This is a genomic window from Sphingobacterium sp. 2149 (assembly GCF_031455655.1).
In the GTDB taxonomy this organism is placed as follows: domain Bacteria; phylum Bacteroidota; class Bacteroidia; order Sphingobacteriales; family Sphingobacteriaceae; genus Sphingobacterium.
Map to the genome: position 1 here is coordinate 256,350 of NZ_JAVDTD010000004.1, position 13,928 is coordinate 270,277.

12 protein-coding genes are annotated in these 13,928 nt (G+C 41.4%); 3 read left to right on the forward strand and 9 right to left on the reverse strand.

All coding sequences use genetic code 11. The features are described from left to right. Position 1 precedes the first annotated feature (1 nt). From J2X77_RS07625 to J2X77_RS07655, 7 genes are all read right to left on the reverse strand, one after another. Positions 2-745 (reverse strand): hypothetical protein, encoded by a 744-nt coding sequence (locus J2X77_RS07625; protein WP_293937097.1) that lies wholly within the window; start codon positions 743-745, stop codon positions 2-4. Positions 746-1,249: 504 nt separating this feature from the next. Next, complete coding sequence (rpmA, locus tag J2X77_RS07630) at positions 1,250-1,513, reverse strand: 50S ribosomal protein L27 (RefSeq protein WP_046672918.1); 264 nt, start codon at positions 1,511-1,513, stop codon at positions 1,250-1,252. Positions 1,514-1,557: 44 nt separating this feature from the next. Then, positions 1,558-1,869 (reverse strand): 50S ribosomal protein L21, encoded by a 312-nt coding sequence (gene rplU / locus J2X77_RS07635; protein ID WP_028068281.1) that lies wholly within the window; start codon positions 1,867-1,869, stop codon positions 1,558-1,560. Between the two features lie 160 nt (positions 1,870-2,029). Next, on the reverse strand, positions 2,030-4,072 hold the full coding sequence (locus tag J2X77_RS07640) for a M13 family metallopeptidase (RefSeq protein WP_310079962.1): 2,043 nt from the start codon (positions 4,070-4,072) through the stop codon (positions 2,030-2,032). A 29-nt stretch (positions 4,073-4,101) separates the two neighbouring features. Continuing rightward, positions 4,102-5,610, reverse strand: a complete 1,509-nt coding sequence (locus J2X77_RS07645; RefSeq protein ID WP_307186064.1) for a carbon-nitrogen hydrolase family protein — start codon at positions 5,608-5,610, stop codon at positions 4,102-4,104. Positions 5,611-5,943: 333 nt separating this feature from the next. Further along, positions 5,944-6,285 (reverse strand): DUF3467 domain-containing protein, encoded by a 342-nt coding sequence (locus J2X77_RS07650; protein ID WP_209581068.1) that lies wholly within the window; start codon positions 6,283-6,285, stop codon positions 5,944-5,946. A gap of 45 nt (positions 6,286-6,330) precedes the next feature. Beyond that, the gene (locus J2X77_RS07655; protein WP_209581071.1) at positions 6,331-7,449 is read right to left on the reverse strand and encodes a M42 family metallopeptidase; all 1,119 of its coding nucleotides are present in this window, start codon (positions 7,447-7,449) and stop codon (positions 6,331-6,333) included. Positions 7,450-7,664: 215 nt separating this feature from the next. Here J2X77_RS07655 and lgt point away from each other — a divergent pair, with 215 nt between their 5' ends. The 3 genes from lgt to J2X77_RS07670 all read left to right on the forward strand — a co-directional run bounded on the left by lgt (position 7,665) and on the right by J2X77_RS07670 (position 9,770). Beyond that, positions 7,665-8,480, forward strand: a complete 816-nt coding sequence (gene lgt / locus J2X77_RS07660; RefSeq protein WP_293884492.1) for a prolipoprotein diacylglyceryl transferase — start codon at positions 7,665-7,667, stop codon at positions 8,478-8,480. A 72-nt stretch (positions 8,481-8,552) separates the two neighbouring features. Next, complete coding sequence (locus J2X77_RS07665; RefSeq protein ID WP_209581077.1) at positions 8,553-9,095, forward strand: murein L,D-transpeptidase family protein; 543 nt, start codon at positions 8,553-8,555, stop codon at positions 9,093-9,095. 108 nt (positions 9,096-9,203) lie between these two features. Next, positions 9,204-9,770 carry an AraC family transcriptional regulator gene (locus tag J2X77_RS07670; RefSeq protein WP_310079966.1) on the forward strand — a complete coding sequence of 189 codons (567 nt, stop codon included), beginning with the start codon at positions 9,204-9,206 and terminating at the stop codon, positions 9,768-9,770. Positions 9,771-9,880: 110 nt separating this feature from the next. On the opposite strand, the gene J2X77_RS07675 is transcribed toward J2X77_RS07670, so the two are convergent. Both J2X77_RS07675 and glmS read right to left on the reverse strand, forming a co-directional pair. Continuing rightward, positions 9,881-12,061 (reverse strand): DUF4954 family protein, encoded by a 2,181-nt coding sequence (locus J2X77_RS07675; protein WP_209581090.1) that lies wholly within the window; start codon positions 12,059-12,061, stop codon positions 9,881-9,883. Between the two features lie 8 nt (positions 12,062-12,069). Continuing rightward, positions 12,070-13,911, reverse strand: a complete 1,842-nt coding sequence (glmS, locus tag J2X77_RS07680) for a glutamine--fructose-6-phosphate transaminase (isomerizing) (RefSeq protein ID WP_310079968.1) — start codon at positions 13,909-13,911, stop codon at positions 12,070-12,072. Positions 13,912-13,928: the final 17 nt, after the last annotated feature.

Sequence of the window (13,928 nt, forward strand, 5' to 3'; positions counted from 1 at the left end):
GCTATTTTCCTCCAAATTTATATAAAACTCCCAACGTAAACAATGGATATCCTGCTTTTAAATAGGTATTACTTTTGAGACCGAAAACCATACCATTTGTATACTGCAGCTTCCACCCTTTTCCAAGCCCCATCCGGGTATAAAATACAGGTTCTACCAGCATATTTTCCTCTTTTTCTGCCGGAAGGCCATCGATCGCAAAATTCTTCATGCGCATATTGCTCAGACGGATGATGGTACCATAATCGATGTCATGCCGGTTACCAAATAGTTTCAGGGCATCCTTTTTTTCCGATGAAAAGTTGACCTGTACAAACACTTTGTCAAAATCCATGTCCTTCGTTTCCACAATTGCCTGTCCCATTGTCGATGAACGCTTATCTATTACACTCGTATTTCCCACCCCATAACCGCCATAAACCTCAAATACGCGATTATTTTTACGACCAAACCGTGTATAATAGCCTATTCCTGCCTCTCCCATCTTTTGCGCATAGTCTTTGATATTGGATCTACTATCTACATAGGAACCATTGGCAATCACCGCCACGTGATCAGTGACAGCTACACCGAGGTTTGCCGATACATTGGCTTTGGTATTAATATTACCCGACACATATACTTCCCCCGCTTCTGTAAACATTGGCGCGGATGGCACATTGGGCATATAAATGGAACTACAGGAATAGAATGAACAGGCAAATAATCCAGCGCACATAACATATCCCAACTTATTGTATTTCATATGTAAGTATTTATTCGTTCTTTTTTGCATGATATGGACACATGAATCCATCACATTTCGCTCTTTTATAGGCATAAAATATCTAAATCATCTCGTCTACACACGCACATCGTGTACAGATATACAAACCAAGCCGGCGTCGCTGCTGCTGCGTGGAAAGCCCTATTCAGTCTCTGTCGATATTTCATCAATTGGTGTTTATTTTAGAAACACTAATATTTTATAAAAATTGTACCAAAGCAGTTACATTTAACAGAAAATAACAATTTAAATCTGTTTAAAAACCTTAAACAGTTCATTATCAACCCTAACAAATTGAGTACAGTGGGATGAGACTTTTAAACAGTAGTGTGCTGCAACCAAACTTTTTAAGATGGTGTTAGTGCGCTATTGCAACAGCTTCCGAGGTGGCCTGGTGCGGCCGCTGGCATAAGGAAAAAGCAGATAAGTAGTAAAAAAAAAGGCATCAATTTCTTGATGCCTCTTAAATATTGTTGCAAAACCTTATGCTTGTTCTGTAGGAACTACAGATACATAAGATTTATTGTTAGCTTTTTTACGGAAAACTACTTTACCGTCTACTAAAGCGAACAATGTGTGGTCTTTACCAATACCAACATTTGTGTCAGGATTGTGTTGTGTACCGCGTTGGCGTACGATGATGTTACCAGCGATTGCTTGTTGACCACCGAAGATTTTGATACCTAAACGCTTGCTATGTGACTCACGGCCGTTCTTCGAACTACCTGCACCTTTTTTGTGTGCCATTTCTTTATCTTAATTTAAGACTGTTTGTCTGATTAAAAATTCAATTATAACGTAATACCAGTAATCTGGATTTTAGAAAATTGTTGACGGTGACCGTTTTTCTTTTTGTAGCCTTTACGACGTTTTTTCTTGAAAACGATAACTTTATCGCCTTTTAAATGAGACAAAATTTTAGCCGAAACTTTTGCACCAGCAACGCTAGGTGTACCAATGGTAAATTTACCACCGTCTTCTGCTAACAATACATTGTCAAATTCAATACTAGCGCCTTCATCTCCTTGTAAACGGTGTACAAAAAGGAACTGGTCTTTTGCAACTTTAAATTGCTGTCCTGCTATATTTACTATTGCGTACATTGTTAATTAATTAAATGTGTTATTAAATGAAGGGCAAAAGTAATCAGTTTTTATCATAATTCAAAGACAAATTTACATTTTCATTTCTACTTAAACGTTATTTTGTGAATAGTATTGCCCTAACCAGCATCAAGACAATACCATTCGTGCCCAAAAGTTATTACCAAACCAAAACTCTCTTCTCGGGTGCCACATACATTTTTGCCGTGGGCTGTATATTAAATGCCTTGTAGAAAGCCTCCATATTATACACTGGGCCATTTACGCGAAATTGTTCGGGGCTATGCGGATCGACTTTTAAACGCAACCGCATTCTTTCATCGCTACTCTTTACGCGCCACACCTGCGCGAAACTCAGGAAGAAGCGTTGATCCGGTGTAAAACCATCGATTTTCTCTTGCCCTTGCCCTTGCTTGGTCAATTTAAAGGCGTCATAGGCAATATTGAGTCCTCCGATATCAGCGAGATTTTCGCCCAACGTGAGTTCACCATTCACATGTTGATTGTCCAACAAGGTGAAACTACTATATAACTTCGCTACCTGATTGGCCCTCTCTGTAAACTGTTTTGCATCGACCGCAGTCCACCAATCGCTCAAATTACCATCTTTATCATATTGACGCCCCTGATCATCAAAGCCGTGGGTCATCTCGTGGCCGATAACGGCACCAATAGCGCCATAGTTTACTGCGTCGTCTGCGTTCACATCGAAAAATGGAAATTGCAATATCCCGGCTGGAAATACAATTTCGTTGTAAGGCGGATTATAGTATGCATTTACGGTAGGTGTTGTCATCAGCCATTCCGACTTGTCAACCGGTTTACCGATTTTGCCTACCATTTCTTTATAAGCATGTTTGGCTGCAGACTGTAAATTGGCATAGTAGGTATCTTTGGCAACTTCCACGTCCTTATAATCTTTCCACTTTTCAGGATAACCGATTTTCTTGGTGAAAGCCTCCAATTTTTCGATTGCTTTCTTCTTTGTCTCCGGTGTCATCCAGTCCAATTTCTCGATGCGACTTTTATACACCTTTTGTAGGTTGTCGACCAATTCAAGCATCCGTTTCTTTGCTTCAGGTTTGAAATATTCATCCACATATAACTTTCCGACAATCTCCCCCAAGTTTTGATCTGCGGAGCTCACCATTAATTTCCAACGTTCTTTCTCCTGCTGCTGACCATTCAATATTTTTCCAAACAACTCAAATTTAGCTTCTCGAAATTCCTTGCTCAAAGCGTTAGCCGATGCATTTGCTAAATCTGCTTTGAGCTTTGTCTTCCAGGTCGCTAGCGATTGTGATTTCAACAGATTATTTAAAGCAAGATAGAACTTAGGTTGCTGCACGAGCATGGTATCGGTTTTGATATCCAAACGACTTAGGATATCCCTCCAGTTAAGATTTGGCGTCTGTTTTTGGAAATCCTGCACCGCAAATTTATGATAATTTTTAACGGGATCACGCAATTCTACCGGAGTCGCATGAGATTTGGCGATAGCGGTTTCCAGTTGAAGTACTTCCTCTGCCAATCTTTGTGCGTTGGCACCCTCTCCGATCAGTCCAAACAATTTAACCAGATAGGCCACATAAGCCTTTCTGATTTTCTTTGCTTTATCATCCTGATCGAGGTAATAACTTGCTTCAGGTAGATTAAGTCCGCCCTGAAAAAATTGCAATGCATTTTTCGTACTGATCCGATCATCCGCAGCGACATAAAATGTAAAGAGGTCTCCATCACCCTCCTTAAATCCATCTGCAGCATAAGCGATCAGTTCTTCGATGCTTTTCAACCCATTGATTTTCTGGATTGCTCCTTCGATCGGCTTTGCTCCCAATTTGTCGATGGTCACGGTATCCATGCCACTGGCATAGAAATCGCCTGCCTTTTGCTGATCGGATCCCTTCTTGTCAGCTGATTTTGCTGCGTTTTTCAAAACAGATCTGAGCTTCTCCAAATTTTCATTCTCGAGAATGTAAAATGACCCCCATCCTGTTTCTGATGCCGGGATCTGGGTATTTTTCATCCAGGCTCCATTCGCATACTCAAAAAAATTATCCCCTGGATGCGCCGTGGTATCCATTCCCGAAACGTCAAAAAAACTGGTCCGGATCTCTTGAGCTGTATCGCTTTTCTTATTTGACTGACATGACATCATCATGAAAACCATCGACAGCGTTCCCCACTTGACTTTTTGTATCATATTTTATTAAATTAAAAGCATATATAAAATTACTTTAAAAGTTTTACTTCATATAGATCCTTACGCCGATCCTTCTTGATTTTAACGGTACCATATTCATGTAGATCCCGAAGTGCATACAGATCAACGTCGGCGATCAGTACCATTTCGGCATTTGGGGTTGCCTCCGCTTTAATGGCATTATTTGGAAAGGCAAAATCTGAAGGCGTAAAGACAGCAGACTGCGAATATTGAATATCCATATTGTTCACACGCGGCAAATTGCCCACAGAACCAGCGATAGCTACGTAACATTCGTTTTCTATCGCTCTGGCCTGCGCACAGGTACGCACACGGATATAACCATTTTGTGTATCGGTCATAAAGGGAACAAAGAGAATTTGCATGCCCTGGTCTGCCAAGATTCGGCTCAACTCAGGGAATTCGACATCGTAGCAGATTAATAGCCCTACCTTACCACAGTCGGTATCAAAAACCTTCACTTCACTCCCCCCGACCATACCATAGTATTTAAATTCGTTCGGTGTAATATGGATTTTCTTAAACTGATCCAGTTTACCATTGCGATGGCAGAGGTAAGAAACATTGTAGAGTTTTTTATTTTCTACCAAAGGCATAGAGCCTGCTATAATGTTAACGTTATAGGAAACGGCAAATTGCTGAATGCGATCAATAATCTCCGCAGTGTGCTGCGCAAGCCTTTCCATTGCCAAACGTTCCGGAAGATCGTTGTACGGGCTCATGAGCGGCGTATTGAAAAACTCGGGAAACATAATAAAATCGGTTCCATAATCACTTACTGTATCCACAAAGAATTCAATCTGATCGTAAAATGCATCAAGATTATCAAATAAACGCATCTGCCATTGCACCAACCCCAGACGGATGGTTTGCTTTGTTGTCGAAATCGATCGCGTCTCGGCCTCATAATAAATATTGTTCCACTCGAGGAGCGTAGCAAACTCCATCGATTCAGCATCTTCAGGAAGATAATGCTTGAGGATTTTCTTGACGTGAAAATCGTTTGAAAGCTGAAACGTTAAAGTGGGGTCAAAAATTTCTTTGCGCTTGACCTTTTCAATATACACCCGCGGACTCATTTTATCTGCATAATTATGGTAATTGGGTATCCGACCGCCAGCAATGATACCTTTGAGGTTCATCTGTTCGCACAGCTCCTTACGTGCATCATAAAGCCGGCGTCCAAGTCGAAGAGCCCGATGACTGGGATGCACAAAAACTTCTATCCCATAGAGGGTATCGCCATCATCACTATGCTTGGTAAACTTGCCATTATCAATAATCTCATAATAGCTATCGTAGATATTATTCTTTTTTGAATTCAGAATAATGGACAGGGCACAAGCGACAACATGCCCATCAATCTCCACACATAATTGTCCTTCTGGAAATAAATCGATCAGGTCTTGAATATTTTCTTTCGACCAGGTTTCACCTACACCATCATATGCCTGTTCCATCGATTTTTTCAAATCAACATAATCCTTCTTTGTCAAGTTCCGCACTTGAATATCCATATAATTCTCCTTTTTGAAATTAGTTATCTAAATTTAGTAAAAGTAAAGGCCTGGTACAAGGGCTATCCATAGGTAATATCCGAGTATGTCGCATGCACTAAAATGGCCAGCATCCATAGATAACAACTTTTGAGTACATAAGTTCGTTTATATGGAGAAAATCCGAAAAGATTAGGTACGATAGGATTTCAGAAGGCGCGATAAAACGTTGCTATAGTACATTTTGAAGCTCGTTCTTAAGGGCGAAACAACAGTAATTGTTAAATTAAGGACAAAAAAAAGCGTCAATGGGATCATTGACGCTTTTTATATCTTAGGGATCGCTTTTATCAACTATGCTTGACCTTGTGGAGTTCCGAAAGGAAATGCTACAGTAGGGTCACCACCTTGTTGAGGTTGTTCAACAGCGCCTACATCCATTTTAATCGGTCCGTTCAACGCTTCGAAACGATTCACGTTATCAACCAATGCACCTAACAAGCGTTTAGCATGCTCCGGAGTCAAAACGATTCTTGATTTCACTTTTGCTTTTGGCACTCCTGGCATCACACGGATAAAGTCAACCACAAATTCAGTATTAGAGTGAGTGATAATCGCAAGATTTGAGTAGATTCCTTCTGCTACTTCTTCTGTCAACTCGATGCTCAATTCGTTTTGATTTTGGTTATTTTCCATAATAATTCTAATGATAAGTTAATATATTCTAAATTCTACTTTATTCTACTTTGTAAATGTTCTAAAGTCTTGACCATTCTCTATATTCAATAATGTTTCATAGATCAGTCTGATCACGTTGTCGACATCCTCTTTATGAACCATCTCTACTGTCGTGTGCATGTATCGCAGTGGCAAAGAAATCAACGCCGAGGGTACGCCACCATTACTATAGGCGAATGCGTCCGTGTCAGTTCCAGTAAAACGGGAAGAAGCCTGACGCTGGAAAGGAATATTATTCTTTTCAGCAACCTTCACCAACAGCTTATTCAAATTGATCTGCACTGCTGGTGCATACGACAATACCGGGCCTTTTCCTGAGAACAGGTCCCCCTGCGTGATCTTATTAATCATCGGAGTCTGCGTATCATGCGTTACATCGGTAACGATAGCGACATTCGGTTTAATCCGGTCTGCAATCATTTCTGCTCCACGTAAACCAATTTCTTCCTGCACCGAATTTACGATATATAATCCAAATGGCAATTTCTTTTTATTCTCTTTTAGCAAGCGTGCCACCTCAGCGATCATAAAGCCACCGGCCCTATTGTCCATCGCACGTCCGACATAATAACGATCATTCAGGATAGAGAATGTATCTTCGTAGGTGATCACACAACCGACATGGATACCCAATGCTTCGACCTCCTCTTTGGTGCTGCAACCGCAATCCAAAAAGATATTTTTTAATGTAGGGTTCTCTTCTTTCTCGCCCGAACGTGTATGAATAGCCGGCCAGCCGAATACGGCTTTAACGATACCGTTCTCCGTATGAATATTCACGCGCTTAGAGGGTGCTATCTGGTGATCCGAACCACCGTTGCGTATCACATAGATCAGCCCGTCTTTTGTTATATAATTGACAAACCAAGAAATCTCATCAGCATGAGCCTCTATAACCACTTTGTACTCCGCCTTCGGGTTAATTACACCCACGGCAGTACCGTAGTTGTCTACAAACGTCTCGTCGACATAAGGCTTTAAATAATCCAGCCATAAACGCTGTCCATCCCACTCAAATCCTGTCGGAGAAGCGTTGTTGATATATTTTTCAAAAAATGAAAGCGAATCTTTAGTCACAATCGTATTGTGTTTCGGCTCTTTTTTCTTGTTTTTTTCTGCCATCTTTTCCTTTTCTATTTACTTTCGTCAAAATATGAAAATTTCAATGAATTGCAAAAGTAAAAATGTTTTTTGGAAAATAATAGCAGAAAGAAGGCCTGCCTACCGGAAATAACAAACGCCATGATCGTGTTGCTCCTGTTTAAGCAAATTATACCCAAAAAAATGAGATTAAAGCTTATCTTTACTCCAAAGTAATTTAAACAGCTATAAAATTTATGAATTCAATATTAAGTGCAATACATTGGAATATTGACCCTGAAATGTTCAACTTCGGCGCCTTTGCCCTGCGTTATTATGCATTGTGCTGGCTATTGGCATTTTTTGTCTCATACGTCATTATGTTGCGTATTTTCAAAAAAGAAGGCCGTACACAGGAGCAGCTAGATCAACTATCAATTTATATTTTTCTGGGCACTTTAATCGGAGCACGATTGGGGCACTGCCTGTTTTACGATTTTGAGTATTATAAAGATCATATCCTGGAGATTTTCCTACCGTTCAAGTGGGATAATACAGGATTTCATATCACAGGCTTTGCAGGCCTAGCTTCCCATGGCGGGGCCATGGGGATTCTTGTCGCTCTTTATTTATTTTGCAGAAAAACGAAAACCGATTTTCTGTGGCTGGCAGACCGACTCGTTGTCGTTGTCCCTATTGCCGGCGCACTTATCCGTATTGGGAATTTCTTTAATTCCGAAATCATTGGAACCCCCAGCGACCTTCCTTGGGCTATTGTCTTCGAACGTGTAGACAATATACCCCGTCATCCCGGACAGCTTTATGAAGCTATCGCTTATATTTTGATCTTTATCATCATCGGTTCCCTATTCAAGTCAAATCCCAACCGTCAGAGAGGTCAGCTATTCGGCATTTTTATGGTCTTATTGTTCGGCGCGCGTATGGTTCTGGAACATTTTAAAATCGACCAGGAAGCGTTCGAGCAAAGCATGGCTCTAAACATGGGTCAGTTATTGAGTATACCTTTTATATTAGTCGGATTGTACTTTATCTTCCGGAAAACGAAAGCATAAAAATAAACCGAGTGCCAGCGCAGTGTCTGGCACTTCGTTTACCCATTTATACACTTTTAAAACGTATCAAAGATGAAGCGACAAAAAAAACGTAAAATAGTATTAAAAACGGTTATCGCTCTCTTTATCCTTATTGCTCTGGGGCTGTTGGGCTACAACAGCTATCCGGAACTTGCACTAAGTAACAATGCTAAAGTCGACAAGCTTGTCGTCTACAAATCGAAAAGGTCGCTATTAGCGTATAGTGACGGAAGGCTGTTAAAAACTTACCGGATTTCACTGGGTAGGCGACCTATCGGTGCCAAACAGTTTGAAGGCGATTTAAAAACACCTGAGGGTCTATATACGATCAACGACAAAAATCAGTATAGCGACTACCACAAAAACCTTGGGGTCTCCTACCCCAATCAAGCAGATATCGCCCAGGCCAAAGCCTTAGGAAAGGCAGCCGGCGGCGACATTAAGATCCACGGGCTTAGAAATGGTATGGGCTTTATCGGCAAGTTGCAGCGGCACATGGACTGGACTTTAGGTTGTATGGCGCTAACTAACTCGGAGATTGATGAACTTTTTAAAGCAGTTCCAATTGGCACTCCAATTGAAATCAAACCGTAACGCTTTAAAAAATACTACAAGATAATCTCCAAATCTTACAACCCCATGTCCAATAAATTATCGATTTTTGGGTTTACATTGGTAACTTGTATTTAAAATAATTCACATATGAAACTTGCGATAAAGAATATGGTGTGCAATCGGTGCATTATGGTCGTTGAAAATGAATTGGCCAAGCTCAATCTCCATATCAAACATATTTCCTTGGGTCAGGTTGAAATCGAAGAAGAACTAACCAAAGCGGAGACCAAGCAACTTGCTGCCACCTTTTCCAGGCTTGGCTTTGAACTCATTGATGATAAAAGAACGGTAATCATTGAGCAGGTCAAACATCTTGTTTTGGATCTTATCCGCAACCAGCATAATGATACTAACCTCAATCTTTCCGAAATTATCAGCAAGGAAGTACATCACGACTACAACTACATCTCCAATCTTTTTTCAGAAGTGGAAGGCATGACCATCGAAAAATATTTCATTGGCCAGAAAATTGAATATGTCAAAGAGTTATTGGTTTATGACGAACTCACCCTGAGTGAAATTGCTTACAAACTCAATTACTCCAGTGTTGCTTATTTAAGTAATCAATTTAAAAAGGTTACTGGACTTACACCGAGTCACTTTAAACAGATCAAAGAGAATAAACGCAAACCTCTTGATAAGATTAATGATTAAAGAACTGTAACACACGCTCGAGAGCAGCGCGGATTTTCGGGCAGTGTGGGAGATTCTTGAGGCAATGTGGAGTTCAAAAAAGAAAAGGCTTCCGAGCGGAAGCCTTTCTTTTAAAATTGCCCTTTCAAATTAGCAACCCTTATCTTAAATGTCTCTAATTCTTTTTGTTGTTGATTGATAAAGGAGTTCTCCTCCAGCTTTCCTACCACAATATCACGTTCTTCATCATTGGCATACACCATGTTTTTGAATGGATTTTTGTAGTCTTTAGCGCGCGATTTGTAAATCTGTTCACCAATCCAGATTCGGTGTCCGAGTGCCTGATCCAACAAAGATACAATTTTATCTGCTGATAAAGCCATCCCTTCTAAATTTAGAATCTCCATTAAAGACAAGAGCGCATGTTCACGTTTATCCAAGGCATAAGCTTTACTCTTATCATGATAGAACTCGTGGACTTCATCCCAAGAATCTATTTTTTTAGATTTAATATCATTCAGAAAAGTTTGCAACGCGTTGCTTTCGATCAGCTGCCCACCTATATTCTGCCAGCTTGTACGCGTCTTATCCGCTAAGGATTCAATGATATCCTGCAGCGAAAGACCGTCCTCGAGTGCATCCATCAAATGCAACACACCGTAGTATTTGATAAACGAGCGATACAAATGATACGCCTCACCTACTTTTTGAATCACGGTAGGTCTTCGGGAATTCTCTGCTCCTTGGAGCACAATGGTCTGGTTCTTGAGATCCATATTGTTGGCGAGCAGTGCCCGGCCGGCAATAATACGCTCCTGCGCTTCCTTACCTGCTGCGGTATGAAGACTATCTGCAACGGCCAAAGCCAACAGATCCATTCCTTCAAACATTTCATTCACCGTATCCGGTGCCAACATATCGTATTCAAAATATTGGTTTTTGAAATGTCGGTTATCCCTGGCTTCATATTTATTGGCATTACGCACCAGCGCGTACATATTGTACATAAACCAATAGCCCGGAATCAATACCAGCTGATCATGTTGTACGTCATTGCTCACCAACGTAAAAGGCAATCTAATGTCCAACTCGTGCAGAAAATCTCCTTTGACAATAAGACAATACGATGCAAATCTGGAGTTGTGTTTTAAACTGACACAGAGTCCCGGCCAAAAACCACGTCCCGCGATAATTTCACCGTCCGCTGCTCTAGAGTTGTGATTGGATCCTACCGTAGCTCCCGCAGCCATATTACTTTGGCCCATCACGAGCGCCGCACATAGAAAAGAATTGTTATGGTGCTGCTCATGTGCCGGGAAGATCAAAGAATTTAATACTTCGCAACAGGAAATGGTGGAGTTGTCTCCCAGATACGAGTTGATCAGACGGGCACCGTACTTCAACTGCGAATAAGAAGCCAAGATAAAACGCACGGCTTTAACACCGTAAAATATGCGGCAGCCGTAGCCTATGATACCATTGACAAGCTCACAGCCCTCGCCAATCTGGGTATAAGATTCCTGCGAGGAATTTACTGTCACATTTTTCAGTTTGCTGACCCCTTTGATATATACATCAGTTCCGATCTTTACATTTTTGATCGTGAAGGTATTTTTGATGACACAACGGTCGCCGATCTGACTGTAAAAGCCACGTTGACTGCCAAATTTCTGATCAGTTAATTCCCCAAATCGGCGTTGCAGCACATGGTCCTGTCGATTACGGGTCCACAGGTAGACGTCTGCAGACTGCATGCCATCAAAAGGATAGACCGAGCGTGCACCATTTTCATTGCAGAGCTCCAGCTGTATCCGTTTTTCGGGCGCTTCGCCATCGCGGAGGATACCATTGCCAAATTTCGCTGTACTGCCTGTTTCCATTTCCTTAATCTGGCTTAACAGCACCTCATTACCAACGATAAAGTAAGACAGAAAACCCACGTGATGGACAGCAACATCGTCGCCAAAATCCGAACTTACAATCGTCGAATGATACAGGCCTATAGGCAATTTCAAATTGCGATAGTCCAGGTAACTTGGGCTCAGATTTCCGATACGGACCAGACCATAGAATTTACAATGTTGGATCTGATTTGGATCAAACACCGCCGATACTTTAACTTTGGACCAGTCGCTGGACCAGTTGCCGTTTTTGATTAACTGCTGAATCTCTTCATCCGTCAAATCCCGAAAGTCATTCCGCGGATTTTGTTGAAAACGCAGGGTATATTCGTCCTGTCCTGCTGGAATAAATTCAGCTGGGATAAATCCATATCCCAGCTGCTCCAAAGGTTTTTTCTTCAATATACTCATCAGCCTCCTTACTCTACAGTTACGGACTTAGCTAAGTTACGTGGTTTATCCACATCCAATCCCAGCTCTACGCCAATATAATACGATAGGAGTTGCAGTGGCACAACAGAAATCAATGGTGCAATGATTTCATCGGCTTCTGGTATTTCCATAAAATCATCCGATAAACTTTCAGAAACAGTATCGCCTTGGGTGACAACCGAGATGATTTTTCCTTTACGTGCTTTGATCTCTTGGATATTCGAGACAATCTTTTCGTGATAAGCATCTTTAGTGGCGATAAATACAACAGGTAAGTTTTCATCTACCAATGCGATAGGACCATGTTTCATTTCCGCTGCCGGGTAACCTTCGGCATGGATGTATGAAATTTCCTTCAACTTCAGGGCACCTTCGAGGGCAACCGGAAAGTTATATCCCCTGCCTAAGAATAGGAAGTCGCGGGCATCTTTATACTTTTTGGCAATCTGTTTGATTTTCTCCACCTGCGTATCTAAGATCCATTCCACTTTCTTCGGAACTTCATTCAATTCCCGAGCAAGTGTCTGGTAACGTTCGTCGCTGATTGAACCCTTTAATGAAGCGATTTTTAAAGCAATTAGGTTCAGTACTGTCAGTTGTGCTGTAAACGCTTTGGTACTTGCTACGCCGATTTCAGGTCCTGCATGTGTATAGGCACCAGCATCCGAAAGACGCGCGATAGAAGATCCCACCACATTGACAACGCCTAAAATAATAGCACCTTGTTTTTTGGCATTTTCCAAAGCGACTAACGTATCAGCAGTCTCACCACTTTGAGAGATGGCCAAAATTACATCTCCAGGATGGATAACGGGATTACGATAGCGGAATTCCGAGGCATATTCGACCTCCACATTAATTCGGCACAGTTCCTCAATAATATACTCTGCGATAAGTCCGGCGTGCCAGCTTGTTCCACAAGCGACAATCACAATGCGGTTGGTATTACTGATTTCGTTTGCAAACTTCTCAATACCGCTCAGGGTAATCTGATGCGACTGCAGGTCTAGCCGACCACGCATGGAGTCGAAAATAGTATCGGGTTGTTCGAATATTTCTTTTAGCATAAAGTGGTCATAACCGCCTTTTTCGATTGCTGACAACTCAAGATCTAATTTTTGAACGTAAGGTGTGATGCGTTCATTACCTAGATTTTTCAATATCAGTTCGTCCGGCGTAATGATCGCCAATTCGTAATCGTTGATGTATACCACCTCTTTGGTGTAGGCTAGCATCGGCGAAGCATCTGAACCCAAAAAATGCTCATTTTTACCGATACCAATAACTAAAGGACTTCCTTTACGCGCTGCAATAATACGATCCGGATGACCTGCCTCCAATACGAGGATCACATAAGCTCCTACTACCCGTTTCAAGGCAATACGAATAGCTTCCTCTAGCGAGCATTCGTTCTGAGATTGAATCTCTTCAATAAAATTGACGAGCACCTCTGTATCCGTATCGCTCTTAAACGTATACCCTTTGTTGATCAATTCCGACTTCAAAGAAGCGTAGTTTTCAATAATCCCGTTATGGATCATGGCTATACGTCCACTATTAGAATAATGGGGGTGTGCATTTCTGTCCGAAGGCTCACCGTGTGTTGCCCAACGTGTATGGCCTATCGCTGTAGTTGATTGGAGATCCTGACCGAACACATACTCTTCTAAGTTTGCGACTTTACCTGTCTTTTTGTAAACATCGATCTGATCACCTTTATGCAATGCCACTCCAGCACTGTCATATCCACGGTATTCTAACTTTTTCAATCCGTCAATGACGATACCGTACGCCTGACGATAACCTGTGTATCCTACAATTCCACACATGCTTGTCTCAATTTTAA

Excerpts from the sequence above, each read along its gene's own strand:
- J2X77_RS07625 (WP_293937097.1), bottom strand. The coding sequence starts at position 745 with ATGAAATACAATAAGTTGGGATATGTTATGTGCGCTGGATTATTTGCC.
- rpmA (WP_046672918.1), bottom strand. The coding sequence starts at position 1,513 with ATGGCACACAAAAAAGGTGCAGGTAGTTCGAAGAACGGCCGTGAGTCA.
- rplU (WP_028068281.1), bottom strand. The coding sequence starts at position 1,869 with ATGTACGCAATAGTAAATATAGCAGGACAGCAATTTAAAGTTGCAAAA.
- J2X77_RS07640 (WP_310079962.1), bottom strand. The coding sequence starts at position 4,072 with ATGATACAAAAAGTCAAGTGGGGAACGCTGTCGATGGTTTTCATGATG.
- J2X77_RS07645 (WP_307186064.1), bottom strand. The coding sequence starts at position 5,610 with ATGGATATTCAAGTGCGGAACTTGACAAAGAAGGATTATGTTGATTTG.
- J2X77_RS07650 (WP_209581068.1), bottom strand. The coding sequence starts at position 6,285 with ATGGAAAATAACCAAAATCAAAACGAATTGAGCATCGAGTTGACAGAA.
- J2X77_RS07655 (WP_209581071.1), bottom strand. The coding sequence starts at position 7,449 with ATGGCAGAAAAAAACAAGAAAAAAGAGCCGAAACACAATACGATTGTG.
- lgt (WP_293884492.1), top strand. The coding sequence starts at position 7,665 with ATGAATTCAATATTAAGTGCAATACATTGGAATATTGACCCTGAAATG.
- J2X77_RS07665 (WP_209581077.1), top strand. The coding sequence starts at position 8,553 with ATGAAGCGACAAAAAAAACGTAAAATAGTATTAAAAACGGTTATCGCT.
- J2X77_RS07670 (WP_310079966.1), top strand. The coding sequence starts at position 9,204 with ATGAAACTTGCGATAAAGAATATGGTGTGCAATCGGTGCATTATGGTC.
- J2X77_RS07675 (WP_209581090.1), bottom strand. The coding sequence starts at position 12,061 with ATGAGTATATTGAAGAAAAAACCTTTGGAGCAGCTGGGATATGGATTT.
- glmS (WP_310079968.1), bottom strand. The coding sequence starts at position 13,911 with ATGTGTGGAATTGTAGGATACACAGGTTATCGTCAGGCGTACGGTATC.